Here is an 18,136-nt window from a genome sequence, read left to right as displayed (position 1 = left end):
CATAGCTTGCTCATGAACACCGCCGCCGGTTGCGTGCCGGCGGCGGCGGGCGGTCAGGCCGGTTCCGCGGCCTCCTCGGCCTCGGTGGCGGGGCGGTCGACGGCGAGTTCGCGGCGGCGGATGAACTTCCAGTCCGCCTCGTCGATGTAGATGCCGCTGGGCCCGCTGCCGCCTTCCAGGTCGATGGCCACCTGCGCCGACACCTGCGGCTTGACGCTCGCCAGGATGGGCACGAAGCCCAGCTGCAGGCTGGTCTCCAGCAGCGCGGCCTGGTTGCGCTCGTCGATGTCGGCGGCCTCGTCGAGGTAGTAGGGCAGGCGGATGCGCCCGGCCTGCTCGCGGTCCATCAGGTGCAGCAACAGGTACATGTTGGTCAGCGCCTTGATGGTCATGGTGGTGCCGTTGGAGGCGGCGCCGTCGATGTCGGTGTGGACGATCGGCTGGCCGCCGACCTTGGTGATCTCGAACGCCAGCTCGAACAGGTCCTTCAGGCCCAACTGGTTGTTGTTCGCCGCCACCAGGCGCGACAGGTAGTCCTTGGCTTCCTCGTTCTTCGCATCCTGCTCGGCGCTCTGGGTCAGGTCGAACACCGAGAGGTTCTCGCCTTCCTCGTATTGGCCGGCGCTGTGGATGATCTGGTCGATGTGCTTGAGGGCGTCCTTGTTCGGCGCCAGCACGATGCGGAAGCTCTGCAGGTTGGAGACCTGGCGCTTGTTGATCTCGCGGTTGAACAGCGCCAGCTGGTGTTCCAGGTTGTCGTAGTCGCTGCGGATGTTGCGCAGGGTGCGGGCGATGTCGGTCACCGCCGCACGCCGCGCCTTGGCCAGGGTCAGGGCTTCGTCGGTGCGGTGCGCGTAGGCGTTGATCAGCAGCTGCAGGCGGCGCTCGGGGTCGTCCTCGCTGTCGAACTTGGCTACGCCCTTCAGGCGCACCTGGGCGTACAGCGCTTCGATCTGGCCGTCGATGCGCTGCAGTTGCTGCCAGGTGTCCTGGTAGTCGTTGAGCAGCGGCAGCAGGTTGTCCAGGGAGTCGTCCACCGGCTCCATGAACGGCGTGCCGAACGGCAGGTCGGCGGGCAGCAGCTGGCGGCGGCGCAGGGCGTCGTCGAGGGTGCGCTGCTTGGCTTCCAGGTCGGCCAGTTGGCGGCCCACCAGCTGCAGCTTGGCGGACAGCTGCTGGACGCGTTCGGTGAAGGCGTCGGCCGAGCGTTTCAGCTCGTCCTGGGTGGCTTCCAGCTGCGCCAGGGTTTCCAGCTTGGCCGGCTCCTCGGCGCTCAGGGTCTGGCTGCGGCGGTAGTCTTCCAGGGCCTTCTGCGCGTCCAGCACCTCCTGGTACAGCTTGTCGGCCTGGGCCTTGCTGGCGTGGCGGTCGGCGGCCACGGCCTGCTGGGTCTTGAGCTGCTTGAGCTCTTTCTCCAGGCGTTCCTTCTGGTCGCGCAGGGCGGCGCGGTCGGCCAGGGCCTGCAGCGCCGGCGGCTCGATGTGTGAGAGGTCGATGGACAGGCCCGGCACTTCGAAGCGCTCGCCCTTGAAGGCGTCGAGTATTTTCTCGACGCTGCCGACCCACTGGCCGTCCTCGTCCAGGCTCACGCCCTTGTCGCCCAGCGGCAGGCTGAACAGCGCGCCGTTGAACAGGCGCATCAGGCGTTCCACGTCCTGCTGCGAGAACTCTTCGCGCAGGCGGGCGTAGCTGTTGTTGTCGGCGTGTTCGAGCTGCTGGCGCACGCTTTTCACGCGCTTCTCCAGGTCGCGCACGCGCTCGTCGAGGTCCTCGCTGGTGAACTGCCGCGAGTGCGCCAGGGCGCCGGCCAGTTCGTCGTGGGCGTCCTTGGCGGCGAGCAACTGCTGCTCGAGAATCTTGGCGTCCTCGACCAGCGCGAAGCGGTTCTTCAGTACCGCCAGCTCGCCCATCCAGCGCTGGATCTCGCTGATCTCGCGCTCCAGGCGCATCAGTTCGGCGGTGCCGCCGCGCTGTTCGTTCTGCAGGCCGTCCTGCTCGTTGCGGTAGTGCTCGGCCTGGATCACCAGCTCTTCCTTGCGTGCCCCGGCGTAGTCTTCCCAGGTGCCCAGCAGGTTGTCGAGCAGCGGCGAGAGGCGGTGCATCTTGCCGCGCAGGAATTCGCGCTGCTGCACGCCGTTGGCCAGTGCCTCGACCAGCGGGCCGGCGGCCACCAGGGCCTGGTAGTCGCCTTCCATGCGGCGCACGTCGCGGAAGGCTTCCTCGCAGGCGGCGATGTAGTCGACGCTGCCCGAGCGCAGGCTGTGCTCGAAGGCGTCGAGGAACAGCTGCTTGAGCTTGGCCGCGGTGATCTCGCGCATGTGCAGCAGGTTGATGAACAGCGAGCGGAAGGTCTTCAGGCTCTGTTCGCTGGTGGAGCGCAGCGGGATCAGCGTCAGGTCCAGCGGCACCGAGGTGTGCCCGCCGACCAGCAGCCGGCGCAGTTCGTCGGGCTTGAGTTCGTAGGCCTTCAGCCCGGCGCGTTCGAGGCTGGCGTACAGCTCGCGCAGGCGCAGGCAGGTGCCGTTCTTCTGGTAGTGCTCCAGGTCCAGCTCGCCCTGGTAGGCGAAGAACTGGTGGCCGAAGCCGCCGCCCGGGCCGCGCCCGCCGCAGCCGATGACGTGGCGGCCGTGGGGCAGTTCCAGCTCGATGAGGATGTAGCTGGTGTCGGTGGCGAAGTAGAACTTGCGCGAGGCTTCCAGGCTGTACTTGCCGAAGCTCATGTCCGACATGCGCGCCAGGATCGGGAATTGCAGCGCGTTGATCGACGCCGACTTGCCGAGGTTGTTGGCGCCGTACACCGACAGCGGCTGTTCCAGGGGGAAGATGCCGAGGCTGTAGCCGGCGGTGTTGAGCAGGGCGAAGCGGCGAATGCCGTAGCGTTCCTGGGTCATGCCTGGGCCTCCATGTCGGCTTGTTCTTCGGCGATGGCGCGGGCGAGGGCGTCTTCCTCGCTTTCCCCGGCTTCAACCGCGGCGGTTTCGGCCAGCAGCGGCGCCGGCTCGCAGGGCTCTTCCAGGCTGACGATGGGCTCTTCGTCTTCCTCGGCCAGGGCCGGGGCGACGTAGGCCAGGTCCTTGGCGTGCAGGCTGGCGGCCAGGTCGCGGTCCTGCTGCACCGACAGGCAGACGTCGAGGAAGCGGTGCATCGGTGGCAGGAAGCGGTACACGCCGTTGTCCTCGGCGGCGAAGCCGAGCTGGGTCATGCGCCGCATGACCTTCTCTTCCAGTTCTTCCTGGGTGGTCACTTCGGCCTGCAGGAACAGGTCGCGGTATTTCTCCAGCAGCGGCGGCAGCTCGTCGCGGCCGATGCTGCCGCCGTCGAGCACGGCCAGCGGGTCGCGGCCCTGGTCGGCCAGGTGCTCCACCAGGATGAAGGTGAACAGCGCCAGGCGCTGGGCGGTCTTGTTGACCTGGGCGCCGACCTGCTCCGGCACGAAGTAGTAGAAGCCGCGGGTGTCGCAGACCAGCTCGAAGCCCAGCGAGCGGAACAGCGCGCGGTACTGGTCCTGCTGGTTGGACAGCTGGCTGTACAGCTCGGGGTCGCGGCGGCTGATGTGGAAGCCCTTGAACAGCTCGCGGAAGATGGGCCCGAGCTGGGTCAGTTCGGAAAGATTAATCTGCATGGGTTTCGCTCGCTTTGTCGCCCTTGCCGCTCTGGGCGGCCAGCAGGGCGAAGGAGCACAGGCTGACGCTGTGCTGGGCGGTATCGTAGTCGCGGCGCTCCAGGCGCTCGCGCTGGAAGCGGCCGTCGCGCGACAGGCGCGAGAACCAGTAGAGCAGCTCGTCGGTGGCGCCTTCGGGCTCCTGCTCCAGCAGCCAGACCATCAGGTCCGGCAGCGGCAGGGCGGCCTGGCAGCGCTCGAGCATCTCCCGCGCGGTGCGCGGCGCGGCGCGCGGGCCGTCGCCGCCGCGTTTGCCGCTGGCCTTGGGGAAGTGCGCCGGCTTGGGCTCGAAGCGGGCCAGGGCGAAGACGTAGCTTTCCACCTGCGAGGCGCTGCCGAGGAAGGTGCTCTGCGGCCGGGTGAACAGCGGCATGGAGGCCTGCGGCACGGCTTCGATGCCCTTGCGGCGGATCACCGACAGGGCCAGGGCGGCGCCACGGGTGATGGCGTTGTGCCTACGGGCTTCCTCGCGCAGCGGCAGCAGCAGTTCGCGGGCGCGGCGCAGGGTGAGCTGGGCGGTGGTCTGCATCTCCAGGATGCGCGCGTGGGTGCGCAGCAACTGGTCGTCGTCCACCAGCTGGCCGAGGCGCTGCTGTTCGCCCAGCAGGCGCAGCAGCACCTGCTCGACGCGGCGCACGCCCTGCTCGAAGGCGCCGTCGGCGGAAACCAGCTGGATCATCGGCTCGACGTATTCGTCCCAGGTCGCCAGGACCTCGGCGTAGCGCTGGCGCAGGGGAATCTGCCGGTCGCTGGTCTTGGCCCGCTCGGCCACGGCGATCAGCGCCTGTTCGTCGTTGGCCAGCTTCTTCAGCACGTCGCGCACGCGCATGTCGAGCAGCCGCAGCTGGCGCGCCAGGTCGTTGCCGTCGCGCACCTCGAAGGCGTCGCGGATGTAGCCGGCCAGGCGTTCCAGGTGGCGCAGGTAGGCCTCGATCTCCAGGCACAGGCCCAGGCGGTGCTCGTGGCGCAGGTAGGCGAGGAAGTCGTGGATCTGGGCGTTCAGCTCGAAGCGGTTGGGGCTCTTGGCCACCGGCACCAGGATGTCCAGGCGGATCCACTGGTCGAGCAGGGCGGTGACGTCCGCCGGGCTGCCTTCGGGCAGCTGCGCCGTGAGTTGCAGGCGCAGCTCGGCCAGGCTCAGGGTGCCGCTGTCGAAGCGCTCGCAGAGCGGCTCCAGCAGGGCCCAGTGTTCGGCGAGGGCGCGCAGTACGCGTCGGGGGTCGATCATCGGGTAACCGCAGGTGACGGGTAAAGGGGGCGATTGTACTGCAAAGGTCCGCCCGCGGCGGAAGGGGTGACGAAACGCGGCAGTTTACGCCGTGCGGGGTGCCGCCATGGCCCTGAAAACTGGCGTTAACCCCCTGAAATTGCTGGCATGTTTTCTGCCAGTTGGCTCTCAGCCAATAGCCAATTGCCGCCATGACTTACGACGCCGCACTCGCCAAGGCCCGCTGGGCCGAACTGGAGCGCCAGGATGACCTGGACTGGGACCTGGACGCCATCACCGACCGCAGCGAGGCCATCGATTTCCTCAGGCGCTTCGAGAACCGCCTGTGCATCTACTCCTCCTACGTGGAAAAGCTCTACAGCAACTACAGCTTCGTGATCCCGGAGAGCCAGGAGGGCGGCATCACCATCCTGCCCAACGAGCAGGCCTGGTTCGACACCTTCCACGACATCCCCGCCGGCGCCGTGGAGCCCACCGGCATCCACATCCTGCCCGGTGAAACCATGGGCCACCGCGGCCTGTACCTGAAGATCCCCGGCGAACACCGCCTGGTGGGCTCCGCCGAGCTGCCGTTCCAGGACGGCCTGAAGCTGCTGATCCGCCGCTACCGCATGCGCGACGAGCCCTTCCTGCCGGTGCTGGTCAAGGGCGACCTGCGCGAGTACGAGGCGCGCATGCCCTCGCTGCACCTGCACCGGCTCAACAGCGCCAAGCTGCAGGCGCAGTCGCGGCTGAACCTTGAGGCCATCAAGGGCGCCATCGCCGAGCACCTGATCGGGCTGTTCCGCCACGGCTGACGGGGTTGTTACGCCGGTGTGACCTTGGGTAACACGGCGGCCAGCTGCCAGCAGGCGATTCTCGACTATGGGTCGGGCCGCAAGGGCCGACGGCTCCCTATAGTGGCAGACAGGGCTTTTGTCCCTGGATCGGCGAACGAGAAAAGAACAAGAGGTGGCCATGGCCAGCAGCCGTATCAGCCTTCCGCGCCCCACCCGCCTTGCGCTGGCGACGGGCGCCTGCCTTGCCTGGATGGCCCTGGCGGCGCATGCCGACATGGTCGCCCTGGACGACGATCAGCTATCCGACGTGCAGGGTGCCGGCATCGGCTTCGTGGTGGACAACGCCATGATCGACGGCAGCAAGGCCACTACCACCGTCACCGGGCTGAAGGACCCCAACGGCAAGGACGTGTCCATCGCGGTGCGCAACCTCTACCTGGGGGCCACCGGCAGCAACCACGGCAGCAACCTGCAGCCGGTCACCATCGGCCGCCTGACCTATCCCTTCAAGCTCAACCTGGCCAAGGGTTCGGTACTCACCACCCAGCTCAACGACGGCCGCGTGGTCAACACCCTGCCCAGCGACGCCGACGTGCTCGAGCTGGCCTTCCCGCCGCTGATCGCCAACAACGCCGGGCAGCCCTGCATCAGCGGCTTCGCCGGCGCCGGCAACGGCTGTTCGAGCCGCGCCAGCGAGAAGGTCGACCTGGGGGCGCGCTTCGACTTCACCGTGCCGGTCAGCGGCGGCACCCGCACCGACGTGCTGGCCCTGGACTTCCAGGACCTGGCGATGGACGGCAGCTACCTGCGCCTGTGGGGCTCCAGCGCGCGCAGCCAACTGGTCGGCGAACTGCGCCTGAACCTCTATGCCAAGACCCTGGACATCCTTTCCTGCGCCGCGGGCAACGCCAGCTGTGCCAGCGCGGCGGAGAAGGCCGCGCGCAGCGTCTACCTGACCAACGCCTACGCCAGCGTCGCCCTGGGCTACGGCAAGTCCCAGCCGCTGCTGCTGTCGGTGACCGCCGACGGCAACTTCACCCTGGAGCTGCCCACGCTGACCGCGGCAGCCGCGGCGGACTTCTACGCCAACGCGCCGCGCACCAGCCTGGTGATCGACAACCTGAACATCGGTGGCACCCGGGCCTCCTACGGCGCGGTGCCGACCGGCGGGGTCAACCTGGGGCGCAGCGAGCTGTCCGGGCTGAGCTTCAACTACCTCAAAGTCACGTCCCACAACCTCTGAGCGGAGCACGGCACGATGAACCTTCCACCGCTGCTGCCGACCAGGCGCCTGTCACGGGCCGGCGCCGTCGCGCTGCTGGCGCTGCTGGCCGGCACGGCCGCGCAGGCCGAGCTGCGCACTCTGCCGGACGACGACCTCGGCCTGGTGGTCGGCCAGGACGGCCTGAGCCTGGGCGTCACGGTCAACGTCCAGAAGACCCCCAGCATCACCCGCTGCCCGGGTGGCTGCGGCGCGCGCGTGGCGATCCAGCCGGCGGGCAGCGGCAACAACTTCCTGGTGCTGGACAACATCAGCGGGACCTTCAGCTTCGACGAGGTCACGGTCGACATCCTCTCCATCAACAGTGGCTTCGGTGGCGACGGTGCCGCCTTCAACCGCCAGGTCCTGCGGGTGGGCCTGAAGGACGTCAACTTCAACGGCGTCAGCATGACCCTGGCCGGCGCCAACAAGGCCCGCAGCACCGATGCGGGCCTGGTGCAGACCGACCTGCTCAGCGCCCGCGTCGACGGCGTGCTGCACGTGCAGGGCAACCTCAACCTGTTCCAGGTCCCGGCACGATGAGGGGAGCTCGCATGGCCGGGACCAAGCTCCAGGGGGAAAACCAATGAGGCTCTTTTCCATGCGGCGCCTGCTGCTGACCGGCCTGCTGCTGTGCCTGGCCGGCGGCGCGAACGCCGAGTTGCGGGCGCTGAGCGACAGCCAGCTGTCCGACGTCACCGGCCAGGCCTTCATCAACCTGGCCACCGACGCCGCCGCGGGGATCAACTACACCCGGCTGAACATCGGCGCCACGGTGGAGACGCAACTGAACATGAACAAGCTGCAGCTCGGCCTCTACGACCGCGCCGGCGAAGCCGCCAACAGCGCGGACATTTCCATCAACAACTTCGCCCTGGGCACGGTGAACAACCAGACCGGGCAGATCAACCCCTTCACCATCGTCGATCCGTACGTCGAGTTCGCCTACGACGGCAACAAGATGGTCGGCGTGCGCATCGGCTTCAACCAGGCCAAGGGCGTGCTTTCCGGCGACATCCAGTCGCTGACCGGGAACATTCCGGTGCATATCAAGGGCACTGCCGACGCCATCTACAACAAGGCCACGGTAGGGCAACAGCTGTTGCTCGGCCTGGCGGGCATCTACCGCAGCAGCACGGTGGAGGCGGATGCCGGCCTGGTCACCTCCGGCGGCGCCAGCGACCCGGTGCGCGGCACCTACGCCGGCATGACCAACGGCTCGCAACTGGACTGCACCAACGGCTGCGTGCCGCTGTGGACGGACATCGTCACCGGCCTGTTCACTTCCAACAGCTGCGCCATCCTCGGCATCACCACCTGCTTCAAGCTCAGCCAGTTCCAGTCGCTGCCGGTGGGCGACCTGAGCCAGGCCGGCCTGGCCGGCGCCGCCAAGGGCTTCTTCATCTCCCTGCAGAGCCAGGACGTGCAGTGGCGCGACATGGACACCGGGCAGATGATCACCGCACTCAAGGGCGCCTTCATGAACATGCCCAAGTACCGCGACGCCAACGGCAACCTGGTCTCGCCGATCAACATCGACTTCAACCAGGCCTTCAATGGCATCCCCCGCCAGGACACCTGCGTCGGCATGAACAAGGGCTGCTGAGCGGCCCATCCGCCGGCCGGCCTTTCCGTCGGGCGCGTTTCACGCGACAATTCCGCTCCGTTGCGTTTAGCCCTGCGCCCGCAGGATGCCCACAGGTACAGGACTCTTGATCGAAGAAGCCCGCCGCCGCGCCTATCTTGGCGCCATGCAGGTCGCCTCCTGGCTGCCGCGCGTGGTGCTGCCCTTCGCCGCGCCTTCGCGCCCGCAGCTGCTGGAAGCGCCGGAGCCCGTCCAGGCCCCGGCGCCGAGCGTTGCGCCCGAAGTCGCCAGCACGCCGGCCGCCGCGCCGGAGAAGCCGGCGCCCACCCCCGAGGCCCGGCCGTCGATCCCGGTGGTGGTGCCGCGCCCCGCCGCCCAGGCCCGCACGCCGGTGGCCGCCGAGGCGCCTGCCGAAGCCGAGGCGCCTGCGCCACGCGCGCCGGTCGAGCCGCCGCCGCGCTTCAGCCTGCAGTTGCTGCGCGCCGGCGCCTGTGCGCTGCTGGTCGAACTGCCCACCGGCGAGCCCCTGGCCAGCCGCGACCCGGCCTACCTGCTGCTCAAGGACCTGCTGCGCGCCGCCGGCCTGCCGGACAGCCCGCAACTGCTCGGCGAGCCGGTGCGCTGGCCGCTGCTCTCCGGCGGCAACATGGACCAGGGGCCGCAGGCGGCCCGCGAATTCGTCCAGGGCTTCGTCGCCGCGCGCCTGGAAGACAGCGGCCCGTGCCGCTGCCTGTGGCTGGTCGGCCGGCCCGCCGTGCGCTTCGCCGGCGAGGCGGACGACGAGGCGTTGCTGCGCGAGCTGCAGATCGAGGAGCTCGGCGTGGCCTGGGCCATCCCGGGCCTGGAGCGGCTGAGCGACGAACCCGCCCTCAAGGGCGAGCTGTGGCGCGCCATGCGCCGGGTGCGCCAGCGCTGGATGGACCAGAACGCAGAATGACCGACGCGATTTCCTTCCGCCCGATGACCGAGGCGGACCTCGATGCCGTGCTCAAGATCGAGTACGCCGCCTTCAGCCACCCCTGGACCCGCGGCATCTTCACCGACGGCCTGAAGAGCTACGACTGCTGGCTGATGTTCGAAGGCACCCAGCAGGTCGGCCACGGCGTCATCCAGATCATCCTCGACGAGGCGCACCTGCTGAACATCACCGTGAAGCCGGAGAGCCAGGGCCGCGGCCTCGGCCTGCGCCTGCTCGAGCACCTGATGGCGCGGGCCGGCGAGCTGGGCGCGCGGGAGTGCTTCCTGGAGGTGCGCGAGACCAACCAGAGCGCCTACCGCCTGTACGAGCGCTTCGGCTTCAACGAGATCGGCCGCCGGCGCGGCTACTACCCGGCGGTGGGCGGGCGCGAGGACGCCCTGGTGATGGCCTGCACGCTGCTCGACTGACCGGCATCCCGGCCATATCCGGCCGCCGCGCACAGGCGTAGGCTGGGCGATCAATAACAAGAACAAGGTCGCGACATGAAGCCAACCGCTGCAGCGGCGGCGCCTGCCCGTCGTCATCCGCTTCCCGCCTCACATGCCGCCGGCGCGCGGCAGGAGGGCGTCCATGTGTGACACCCTCGTCCTGCGCGCCGACGGCTGCACCTGGTTCGCCAAGAACAGCGACCGCGAGCCCTCCGAGCCGCAGCGCCTGCTGCGCCTGCCGGCGGTGCACGGCGATACGGCCAGGCAGCTGCGCACCACCTACCTGGAGATCCCCCAGGTACCCGACCGCCATGCCGTCATCCTCAGCCAGCCCAGCTGGCTGTGGGGCGCGGAAATGGGCGTCAACGAACATGGCGTGGCCATCGGCAACGAAGCGGTCTTCACCCGCCTGGTGGACCAGGGCGGCGAGGCGCTGCTGGGCATGGACCTGGTACGCCTGGGCCTGGAGCGCGGCGCCAGCGCGCGCGAGGCCCTGGAGGTGATCACCGGCCTGCTGGAGCGCCACGGCCAGGGCGGGCCGGCGGGCTTTCGCAACAAGCGCCTGCGCTACGACAACAGCTTCGTCATCGCCGACGCCGGCGAGGCCTGGGTGCTGGAGACCGCCGGCCGCCTGTGGGCCGCCCGGCGGGTGCAGCGCTGGGCCATCTCCAACGCCCTGAGCATCGGCCACGAGTACGACCTGTGCAGCCACGACCTGCCGGCCCACGCGCGCCGCCTGGGTTGCTGGAACGGCCGCGGCGACTTCCACTTCGCCCGCGCCTTCGATGGCCGCCTGCTGCCTTGGGTGGCCGGGGCGCACCAGCGCCGGCGGCTGAACCAGGAGTTCCTCGCCAGCTGCCCGCGCGAGCCCGGCTGGGAGGCCCTGGTGGTGGCCCTGCGCAACCATGGCCGGCGCGACCACAACTTCACCCGCCACGACAACCGCCAGGTGTGCATGCACGCCGGCAGCTTCTGGCGCCCCTCGCAGACCACCGCCAGCCTCATCGCCCGCCTGGGCCCGGACGGTCCGCGCCTGGCCGCCACCGGCACCTCGGCGCCGTGCCTGTCGCTGTTCCAGCCACTGGGCTTCGAGGCGGCCGCCGGCGCCAGCCTGCTCAGCAAGGTCGACGATCCGCTGGAGCAGGCGCTGTGGTGCCGCTTCGAGGCGGTGCATCGGCGCGCCCTGGTGGACCCCGAGTTCGCCGCGGCCCTGCGCGCCGGGCACGCCTGGCTCGAGGCCGAGCAGCTCGCTGCGCTGGACCGCCGCAACCCCGACTGGGCGCGCCTGGCCGCCGAGGCGGAGGCCTGGCACGCTGCCTGGCAGCAGCTGGCCGGGCAACTGGAGCCGCGCCTGCCGCGCTGGTGGCGGCAGCACGCCACGCCCTGAGCGGTAGCGCTTGTCAAAGGCCGCCGGCGTTACGTAAGGTGCGCCAGCCGAAGAGGAGGAGCCACCATGAGCGACCTGGAACAGCTGTTCGAGAACAATGCCCGCTGGGCCGAGGCGATCAACCGAGAAGACCCGGATTTCTTCGCCAAACTGGCGCGCCAGCAGGCCCCCGAGTACCTGTGGATCGGTTGCTCCGATGCCCGGGTGCCGGCCAACGAGATCGTCGGCATGCTGCCCGGCGACCTGTTCGTCCACCGCAACGTCGCCAACGTGGTGCTGCACACCGACCTCAACTGCCTGTCGGTGATCCAGTACGCGGTGGACGTGCTCAAGGTGAAGCACATCCTGGTCACCGGCCACTACGGCTGCGGCGGCGTGCGCGCCTCGCTGCAGGACCAGCAGTTCGGCCTGATCGACGGCTGGTTGCGGACCATCCGCGACCTCGCCTACGAGTACCGCGAGCACCTGGCGCAGTTCGCCACCGAGGAAGAGCGCGTCGACCGCCTGTGCGAGCTGAACGTCATCCAGCAGGTGGCCAACGTCAGCCACACCAACATCGTGCAGAACGCCTGGCACCGCGGCCAGCCGCTGTCGGTGCACGGCTGCATCTACGGCATCAAGGACGGCCGCTGGAAGAACCTCAACGTCACCGTCAGTGGCCTGGACCAACTGCCGCCGCAGTACCGCCTGCGCCCCATCGGCCAGCTCTGAGCCGTCCCTGCCGGTCGTCCGGCCTGCCTCGCCGGGCGGGCCGGCTGGCCCGAAGATAGTGGGTAGGTTGTCCACGACGAGACGAGCATGCGTGAACTCTGCGTGATCCCCGGCGACGGCATCGGCCGCGAGGTGCTGCCGGCGGCCGTGGCCGTGCTGCAGAAGCTGCTGCCCGGGCTGCGCCTGCGCGAGGCCGAGGCGGGCTGGGACTGCTTCCAGCGCCATGGCACCTCGGTGCCGGAAGCCACCCTGGAGGCCCTGCGGGCATGCGGGGCCGGGCTGTTCGGCGCGGTGTCCTCGCCCAGCCACAAGGTGGAAGGCTACCGCAGCGCCATCCTGCGCCTGCGCCAGGAACTGGGCCTGTACCTCAACCTGCGCCCGGTGCGCACCTGGCCGGTGGTGTCGCCCCGCGCCGGCGTCGACCTGCTGGTCCTGCGCGAGAACAGCGAAGGCCTGTACAGCGGCCGCGAGCACTGGGAGGCCGACGGCGTGGCCATCGCCGAGCGGGTGATCAGCCGCGCCGCCTGCGCCCGCCTGGCCCAGGCCGCCTCGCGCATCGCCCGGCAGCGCCAGGCGCGGCGCATCACCCTGGTGCACAAGGCCAACGTATTGCCGCTGACCTGCGGCCTGTTCCGCGACACCTGCCGCGACCTGCTGGTGACCGAAGGCTGGGGCGACGTGCTCGACGAGCGCCTGGTGGACGTGGCCGCCCTGCAACTGGTGGAGCGCCCGGAAGCCTTCGACCTGATCGTCACCAGCAACCTGTTCGGCGACATCCTCTCCGACCTCGCCAGCCACTGGGGCGGCGGCCTGGCCCTGGCGCCCTCGCTGAACCTGGGCGAGCGGCTGGCCCTGGCCGAGCCGGTCCACGGCAGCGCCCCCGACATCGCCGGCAGCGGCCGCGCCAACCCGCTGGCGGCCATCCTGAGTGCCTCCATGCTGTTGCGTTTCCACTGGCACGACGAAGCCGGCGCCGCGCGCATCGAGCGCGCGGTAGAAGGCTTCCTGCGCGACGAAGGCCATCTCGACCATGGCCTGGAAACCACCCGCGTGGTGGGCGAGGGCGTGCTGCAGCGGCTCTAGGGCTACCCCTGCTCGGGATGGGCGGCCAGCCAGGTCGCGCTGCCGCTGCCCACGGCCAGCAGCGGCAGCACCGCGAGCATCGCGCGCAGGCCACCGCCCATGGGCAGCGCCTGGACGAACAAGGTCCATTCCCGGGCCGCCAGCCCCAGGAACAGGGAAAGACAAACCACAACCAGTGTGCGGACGAGGTAACGCATGGCGACGTCCTGAACGAGCGGGAAAAAGAGACCATTGCCCGCTCGGAGCGGGGGCGGGCAATGGCCATGCGGGAGTGCAGGAAATGGAAGAACCTGCCGGGACAAAGGTAGCGTCCGGGGTTGCCGTTAGCTAGCTAACGAGCGTGCGAAGGAGTTTTTCCCTGGGTGAAACAATCGTTACTTTTCAGGAAGTCTTATTCTCGAAAGTTTGTAGGAAATATATGGGGAAGTTGGTAAGCGTGATTTCTGCCTGGTGAGTTCGGTGCGATATCCAAGTCGCCCGGTAATTTACGGTTTTTAGATTGTACTTTTCATCCGGCTGATGCTTTTTCGAGATCCCATGGATATACGCCGCGTCGATTCGGGGCGCCCGTATTACGGAAGATTCCTAAGAAATATAACGTTTTGAGAAGCAAGCTGGACTTTTTGATTGACGGGGTTTGCAGAGCGAGTGCGGACTTATTCCGTTCGGCCGCTTAAATGTGAGTCCTTCCGTTGTTTTGCTTTCTCCCGGTGGCTTTTCCCCGCTCCGTGACTTTAAGTGGAAAAAGACGCGCAATGCCGCGCGGAACCGTTTCCCACTCCTCCAGAGCAAGTCCAGACATGCGTCATCGTCCACTCGATTGTCGACAGCGCGGTTTTTCGCTGATCGAGCTGCTCGTCGCCGTTGCGGTCGTCGGCATCCTCTCCGCCATCGCATTCCCGGCGTACGACCACTACATCAACAAGTCGCGGATCCGCTCCGCGCAGGTGGACCTCGTCGCCCTGAGCATGGTCATCGAGGCCGGCTACCAGCGCGCGATGGCCTTTCCCGAGGGCGAGTTCAAGGGCACCTCCGCGGTCATGCGGCAGTTCGACAGCTGGCGCCCGTCCGAGCGGGCCTTCAGCTATTCGGTGAGCTCGCTGCCTGGTGGCTACCGGGCCAAGGCCAGGGGCGCCGGGCTCAGCGGCTCGGCGAGGGACTGCAACATGAGCATCGACGAAAAGGGCGTGCGCCGGGGCGATTGCCCCCATGGCGGCGGCAGGGACTGGAAATGAACCCGAAGCACGCCGGCTTCACGCTGATCGAGATGATGGTGGTGGTGGCGCTGATCGGGCTGCTGGCGATGCTCGCGTCCCCCTTCACCACGGCCTGGGTCGAGCACGCCAGGCTGAACACCGCCGAAGGCATCTGGCGCGAGGCCTATGGCCGGGCCAAGGCCGCCGCCCTGCGCAACCCGCACGGCATCGGCAGGGACCGGGCGGCCAGCTTCGTCTGCCTGGGCAAGGGCCAACTGACCGTGCGCTCGGCCAGGGACGCCGACACCCCCGCCAGCTGTACCTCGCCAGTGCTCTGGCAGGCCAGCCTGCCCGAGAAGCTGACCACGCGCCCCAAGGCCGGGAGCGCCCCCGTGGTCTGCATGTCCTTCAACAACCGCGGGAGCTCCAGCACGGAGGCCACCTGCGCCGGCAACGAGCTCGAACTTGTCTATGGACGCTCCAGTCTTTCCATCTCCCTCCACTGAGGCCCGCGGCCAGCAGGGCTACGTGCTGCTGGATGCCCTGATCGGCGTGGTGCTGATGTCGATCCTCTGCCTGGGGCTGGCGCTGGGCATGGCCATGACCCTGGCCAACCAGCGCAACGGCAACCTGCAGGCCCTGGCGGTGGCGCAGATGCGCGACCTGCTGCAGCGCAATGGCCAGGAAGGCGTCGACCTGTGCGCTCGCGAAGGGGCCGTCATCCAACTGCCCGGCTCCGCCCGGCCGATCCCGCTGACGGTGAGCGGGTGTGCCGCGACCACCGTGCAGGTGGCCGGCACCACCCTCGGGAAGATCAGCCCGCCGCTGCTGCTCAAGGTGTCCCTGGACGGCGGCGAAATCAGCGTGGGAGGCGGGGCATGAGCGGCCGGCAAGGGGGCATGAGCCTGGTCGGCCTGATGGTGGGCCTGCTGATCTCGGTGCTGGTGATGCTGGTGCTGATGACCAGCCTGAGGACTTTCTCGTCCATCGGCACCCAGGCCAGGCGCGAGGCCAACCAGGACGGCGAGCTGGCCACGGCCCTGGCCTCGCTGCAGATGGACATCCAGGGGGCGGGCTACGGCATGGCGGCGGCCCCGGGCGAGGCCCTGGCCGTGGCGCGGCTCGCCCTGGACGGCCAGGCGGAGCCCCGGGAGGCCTTGCTCTGGCGCTTCCGGGACGGCGCGCGGCCCACCTGCGGCGGCCTCGTCGAGCGGGCGGGGCGCGATGCGGAAAGCGGCCAGCCCCTGCGCATCCTCTCGCGCCTGCGGGCGCCCGACTGCTCGCTGGGTACCGGCCTGGCGAGCCTCGCCTGGGCGCCGGCCGAGGACCTGCTGCTGTTCCGCAACCGCAACGAAAGCCAGTTGCGCATCGAACTGGCGGAGGAGGTGTGCTCGCCGTTCGGCGCGATAGGCGAGGCCCGGAGGCACCCCACGGTCACCCTCTCCGCGCCCAGCTCGACGCAGCAGGCCGGGGCCGACGTGCCTCCGGTCAGCTATCGCATCTGCCTCCTCAACCTTCCTGTATCCGACGCCTGACGGGGATCGTCCATCATGAATGCACCCTCTCGCCAACGCGGCGCGGCAACCATCCTCACCGTCCTGGTCAGCGCCCTGGCGCTGGGCGTCATCGCCCTGTCGCTGATCTTCAGCGTGCGCGGCAACCAGGACCGGCAAGTGGCGGCACAGGCCGCCAGCCAGTCCCAGGCCGGCGCCTGGAGCGGCGTGGAGGTCTTCCGCCGGTACTTCCTGAAGCTGGCGGAGGAGGATTCGCAATTGCCCGAGGACGAATCCCGGCTGGCCCGACTGGCCGTGGGCGACGAGCGGGAGGCCAGCCTGGGAAGCAATGCGCTGACGCTGAAGATCATCGACGTCGAGCCGCCCGGGGAGGCGGAGGAGGACAGGGCGTACAGCATCACCGCCGACCTGCGCAACCGGCATGCGGTGGCGCAGGCGGCGACGTTGCTGCGGGTCGTCTACCAGGTGACGCCCGGCAGCGCCCCCGGCCCGGAGAACGGCGGCGTCATCGACATCCACGGCGACCTCAACGCCTCCGGCGACATCGACATCCAGGGCGAGGAAAACGCCAAGCTCAACGTCGATGGCTCGGCGACCCTCAAGGGCTCGGTCAACGGCGTGGAGGCGCTGCGCGCGACCAAGGACATCACCCTCGAAGGCAACGCCAGCGTCGGCGAGGCCTACGCCAACGGCACCCTGACGCTGAAAGGCTCGGCCTCCGTGCTCAAGGGCTCGGCGCTGGGCGGCATCGCCATGCAGAGCGGGGCGCAGAGCGGAGAACTGAACACCAACGGCAACCTGCTCATCGACAACGGCCGCGTGGAGACCGGCAACGCCCTGGGCGAGATCCGCGCCGGCGGCTCCGGCTACGGCAGCCTGATCGCCGGCAGGACGCTCACCCTGCGCAACGGCATGGCCGAAACGGCCAATGCGGTGGGGAACATCGCCATCAACGCCTGGCTCAACGTGCGGACCATCAACAGCCGGGCGACCATCACTTGCCCGGCGGCAGGCTGGACCACGTTCGACAGCATCAGGGCGCTGGCCGTCAGCAACTGCCCGGCCATCGACAAGGTCCAGGCGCCGGCGGAAGTCAGCTTCGAACTGATGGCCAAGCTCGAACCCTACGTCATGCCGCAGAAACCGACGGTGGACGCCTACACCCTCAAGGCGGGGGCCAACTACGTCTTCGAATTCGCGGCGGGGCAACGCCGGGTGACCGTGCGCAACGTCAACGGCCTCGCCGATGGCGAGTACTTCCTGGGCAACTACTCCCACGACGGCAGGGGCTGGAGGGACTTCCTCTGCCTACAGGTCGACACCAGCGCCAACTGCCTCGACCCGGCCCCGGCCGATCGCCGGCAGGCCCGGACGATCTGCCAGGGCCACGCGAGCGAGCAGGGCTGCCTGTCCTACGACAGTCGGAACAGGAAGTGGACCCTGGCGGGCAAGAGCCTGGCGCCCGGCGTCCTGTGGTTCGAAGGGGACCTGCACATCTCCAACGGCAACTACCACAACAGCTTCCTGTCGACCCGCTCGATCAGTACCGGCGGCCAGGTGGTCGTTTCGGCGGTCAACTACAGCGACTTCAAGTTCATCTGCAGCATCCAGTACCCCCACATCGACTTCACGGGGCTCTACCCCAGCAACCTGTGCGACATGGCGAAGGACAAGCTGAAGAGCAACTCCATCGGCAACATAGGACTGCTGGCCGGCGGCGTGGTCGACGGCCAGCTCCAGGGCGGCGACATCACCCTCGGCAGCCAGAGCGAAATCAACGGCAGCGTCATCGCCGGCAACCGCCTGTCCGCCACGGGCGACAGCAAGATCCGCGGCTACATCACCGCCGCCGGCTGGGGAGAGGGCAGCAGCGACTTCCTGAACGACCTCGAACTCGACCTGGCGAACCTCCCGCCGGACTACAGGCCGGAGGATATTCCGGGCATGGGCTCGTGCTTGTCCAACTGCGACGTGAAGGCCAGTGCCAGGGCGAAGTGGGTGAGGTACCTGTGAGGGGAAGACGATATCCGCATAGGGAGCAAAGACAGATGCGGCTTATGGACAGGCTCGATGACTTCAACAGCCTGGTGGAAACCTTCCACTTGCTGAGGTCCCCGGCTAACGCCGCTCACCTGGCACGCTCGCTGGCTCAGATGGAGGCAGGCAAGCCGAATCGTCGTAAAAGGACGCGTAAGGGGATAAGGGGAGTAGATGACATCAACCGCCTGGTCATCGGCGGACGGGGAGGTGGAGGCTCCAGGTCGACGGTTCACGTCCTACGGCACACCTTCGCCAGGCATTACAGGATGCAAGGAAGGGGCACC

General features: G+C 68.6%; 18 protein-coding genes. 14 read left to right on the top strand and 4 right to left on the bottom strand.

The features are described from left to right. Positions 1 to 53 precede the first annotated feature (53 nt). Genes mksF through mksB form a run of 3 tightly spaced genes read right to left on the bottom strand, consistent with a single transcriptional unit; the run spans position 54 to position 4,889 of the window. Positions 54 to 2,891 (bottom strand): Mks condensin complex protein MksF, encoded by a 2,838-nt coding sequence (mksF, locus tag PKO50_RS26605; RefSeq protein ID WP_275627709.1) that lies wholly within the window; start codon positions 2,889 to 2,891, stop codon positions 54 to 56. Then, positions 2,888 to 3,622, bottom strand: coding sequence for an Mks condensin complex protein MksE (mksE, locus tag PKO50_RS26600; protein ID WP_275627708.1), 735 nt, complete (start codon positions 3,620 to 3,622; stop codon positions 2,888 to 2,890). Before mksE ends, mksF begins: the two co-directional genes overlap by 4 nt. Further along, positions 3,612 to 4,889, bottom strand: coding sequence for an Mks condensin complex protein MksB (gene mksB, locus PKO50_RS26595; protein ID WP_275627707.1), 1,278 nt, complete (start codon positions 4,887 to 4,889; stop codon positions 3,612 to 3,614). The genes mksE and mksB overlap by 11 nt, the downstream gene beginning before the upstream one ends. Positions 4,890 to 5,080: 191 nt before the next feature. Here mksB and PKO50_RS26590 point away from each other — a divergent pair, with 191 nt between their 5' ends. From PKO50_RS26590 to PKO50_RS26550, 9 genes are all read left to right on the top strand, one after another. Continuing rightward, positions 5,081 to 5,686: a hypothetical protein gene (locus PKO50_RS26590; RefSeq protein ID WP_109936215.1), complete on the top strand. Its 606-nt coding sequence runs from the start codon at positions 5,081 to 5,083 to the stop codon at positions 5,684 to 5,686. 232 nt (positions 5,687 to 5,918) lie between these two features. Beyond that, positions 5,919 to 6,911 (top strand): hypothetical protein, encoded by a 993-nt coding sequence (locus PKO50_RS26585; protein ID WP_275630533.1) that lies wholly within the window; start codon positions 5,919 to 5,921, stop codon positions 6,909 to 6,911. 15 nt (positions 6,912 to 6,926) lie between these two features. Further along, positions 6,927 to 7,472, top strand: a complete 546-nt coding sequence (locus tag PKO50_RS26580; protein WP_275627706.1) for a DUF6160 family protein — start codon at positions 6,927 to 6,929, stop codon at positions 7,470 to 7,472. A 58-nt stretch (positions 7,473 to 7,530) separates the two neighbouring features. Beyond that, positions 7,531 to 8,535 carry a DUF6160 family protein gene (locus PKO50_RS26575; RefSeq protein WP_275627705.1) on the top strand — a complete coding sequence of 335 codons (1,005 nt, stop codon included), beginning with the start codon at positions 7,531 to 7,533 and terminating at the stop codon, positions 8,533 to 8,535. Between the two features lie 106 nt (positions 8,536 to 8,641). After that, entirely contained in the window at positions 8,642 to 9,451 is an 810-nt protein-coding gene (locus PKO50_RS26570; protein ID WP_109936216.1) for an energy transducer TonB, read from the top strand. After that, positions 9,448 to 9,900, top strand: a complete 453-nt coding sequence (gene rimI / locus PKO50_RS26565) for a ribosomal protein S18-alanine N-acetyltransferase (protein ID WP_009617416.1) — start codon at positions 9,448 to 9,450, stop codon at positions 9,898 to 9,900. The genes PKO50_RS26570 and rimI overlap by 4 nt, the downstream gene beginning before the upstream one ends. A 163-nt stretch (positions 9,901 to 10,063) precedes the next feature. Continuing rightward, positions 10,064 to 11,308 (top strand): C69 family dipeptidase, encoded by a 1,245-nt coding sequence (locus PKO50_RS26560; protein WP_275627704.1) that lies wholly within the window; start codon positions 10,064 to 10,066, stop codon positions 11,306 to 11,308. A 66-nt stretch (positions 11,309 to 11,374) separates the two neighbouring features. Beyond that, complete coding sequence (gene can / locus PKO50_RS26555; protein WP_089391184.1) at positions 11,375 to 12,019, top strand: carbonate dehydratase; 645 nt, start codon at positions 11,375 to 11,377, stop codon at positions 12,017 to 12,019. Positions 12,020 to 12,106: 87 nt separating this feature from the next. After that, positions 12,107 to 13,102: an isocitrate/isopropylmalate family dehydrogenase gene (locus tag PKO50_RS26550; RefSeq protein ID WP_275627703.1), complete on the top strand. Its 996-nt coding sequence runs from the start codon at positions 12,107 to 12,109 to the stop codon at positions 13,100 to 13,102. Positions 13,103 to 13,104: 2 nt separating this feature from the next. Here the strand turns inward: PKO50_RS26550 and PKO50_RS26545 are convergent, their stop codons facing one another. Beyond that, positions 13,105 to 13,299 (bottom strand): hypothetical protein, encoded by a 195-nt coding sequence (locus tag PKO50_RS26545; RefSeq protein WP_089391182.1) that lies wholly within the window; start codon positions 13,297 to 13,299, stop codon positions 13,105 to 13,107. A gap of 603 nt (positions 13,300 to 13,902) precedes the next feature. On the opposite strand from PKO50_RS26545, the gene PKO50_RS26540 reads away from it, so the two are divergent. Genes PKO50_RS26540 through PKO50_RS26520 form a run of 5 tightly spaced genes read left to right on the top strand, consistent with a single transcriptional unit; the run spans position 13,903 to position 17,825 of the window. After that, positions 13,903 to 14,337 (top strand): prepilin-type N-terminal cleavage/methylation domain-containing protein, encoded by a 435-nt coding sequence (locus PKO50_RS26540; protein ID WP_275627702.1) that lies wholly within the window; start codon positions 13,903 to 13,905, stop codon positions 14,335 to 14,337. Then, complete coding sequence (locus PKO50_RS26535; protein ID WP_275627701.1) at positions 14,334 to 14,804, top strand: prepilin-type N-terminal cleavage/methylation domain-containing protein; 471 nt, start codon at positions 14,334 to 14,336, stop codon at positions 14,802 to 14,804. Before PKO50_RS26540 ends, PKO50_RS26535 begins: the two co-directional genes overlap by 4 nt. Continuing rightward, a complete protein-coding gene (locus tag PKO50_RS26530) occupies positions 14,770 to 15,180 on the top strand; it encodes a hypothetical protein (protein WP_275627700.1) in 411 nt (136 codons plus the stop codon). Before PKO50_RS26535 ends, PKO50_RS26530 begins: the two co-directional genes overlap by 35 nt. Continuing rightward, positions 15,177 to 15,833 (top strand): hypothetical protein, encoded by a 657-nt coding sequence (locus PKO50_RS26525; protein WP_275627699.1) that lies wholly within the window; start codon positions 15,177 to 15,179, stop codon positions 15,831 to 15,833. Before PKO50_RS26530 ends, PKO50_RS26525 begins: the two co-directional genes overlap by 4 nt. 15 nt (positions 15,834 to 15,848) lie before the next feature. Then, a complete protein-coding gene (locus PKO50_RS26520) occupies positions 15,849 to 17,825 on the top strand; it encodes a polymer-forming cytoskeletal protein (RefSeq protein ID WP_275627698.1) in 1,977 nt (658 codons plus the stop codon). Positions 17,826 to 18,136 lie beyond the last annotated feature (311 nt).

This window comes from Pseudomonas sp. 273 (assembly GCF_029201425.1).
Taxonomy (GTDB): Bacteria; Pseudomonadota; Gammaproteobacteria; order Pseudomonadales; family Pseudomonadaceae; genus Pseudomonas; species Pseudomonas delhiensis.
Note: the sequence above shows the minus strand (reverse complement) of the source record. Positions and strands in the feature narration are given on the sequence as shown.

Bases quoted from the DNA above. Each gene is read 5' to 3' on its own strand.
- mksF (WP_275627709.1), bottom strand. From the start codon at position 2,891: ATGACCCAGGAACGCTACGGCATTCGCCGCTTCGCCCTGCTCAACACC.
- mksE (WP_275627708.1), bottom strand. From the start codon at position 3,622: ATGCAGATTAATCTTTCCGAACTGACCCAGCTCGGGCCCATCTTCCGC.
- mksB (WP_275627707.1), bottom strand. From the start codon at position 4,889: ATGATCGACCCCCGACGCGTACTGCGCGCCCTCGCCGAACACTGGGCC.
- PKO50_RS26590 (WP_109936215.1), top strand. From the start codon at position 5,081: ATGACTTACGACGCCGCACTCGCCAAGGCCCGCTGGGCCGAACTGGAG.
- PKO50_RS26585 (WP_275630533.1), top strand. From the start codon at position 5,919: ATGGCCCTGGCGGCGCATGCCGACATGGTCGCCCTGGACGACGATCAG.
- PKO50_RS26580 (WP_275627706.1), top strand. From the start codon at position 6,927: ATGAACCTTCCACCGCTGCTGCCGACCAGGCGCCTGTCACGGGCCGGC.
- PKO50_RS26575 (WP_275627705.1), top strand. From the start codon at position 7,531: ATGCGGCGCCTGCTGCTGACCGGCCTGCTGCTGTGCCTGGCCGGCGGC.
- rimI (WP_009617416.1), top strand. From the start codon at position 9,448: ATGACCGACGCGATTTCCTTCCGCCCGATGACCGAGGCGGACCTCGAT.
- PKO50_RS26560 (WP_275627704.1), top strand. From the start codon at position 10,064: ATGTGTGACACCCTCGTCCTGCGCGCCGACGGCTGCACCTGGTTCGCC.
- can (WP_089391184.1), top strand. From the start codon at position 11,375: ATGAGCGACCTGGAACAGCTGTTCGAGAACAATGCCCGCTGGGCCGAG.
- PKO50_RS26550 (WP_275627703.1), top strand. From the start codon at position 12,107: ATGCGTGAACTCTGCGTGATCCCCGGCGACGGCATCGGCCGCGAGGTG.
- PKO50_RS26545 (WP_089391182.1), bottom strand. From the start codon at position 13,299: ATGCGTTACCTCGTCCGCACACTGGTTGTGGTTTGTCTTTCCCTGTTC.
- PKO50_RS26540 (WP_275627702.1), top strand. From the start codon at position 13,903: ATGCGTCATCGTCCACTCGATTGTCGACAGCGCGGTTTTTCGCTGATC.
- PKO50_RS26535 (WP_275627701.1), top strand. From the start codon at position 14,334: ATGAACCCGAAGCACGCCGGCTTCACGCTGATCGAGATGATGGTGGTG.
- PKO50_RS26530 (WP_275627700.1), top strand. From the start codon at position 14,770: ATGGACGCTCCAGTCTTTCCATCTCCCTCCACTGAGGCCCGCGGCCAG.
- PKO50_RS26525 (WP_275627699.1), top strand. From the start codon at position 15,177: ATGAGCGGCCGGCAAGGGGGCATGAGCCTGGTCGGCCTGATGGTGGGC.
- PKO50_RS26520 (WP_275627698.1), top strand. From the start codon at position 15,849: ATGAATGCACCCTCTCGCCAACGCGGCGCGGCAACCATCCTCACCGTC.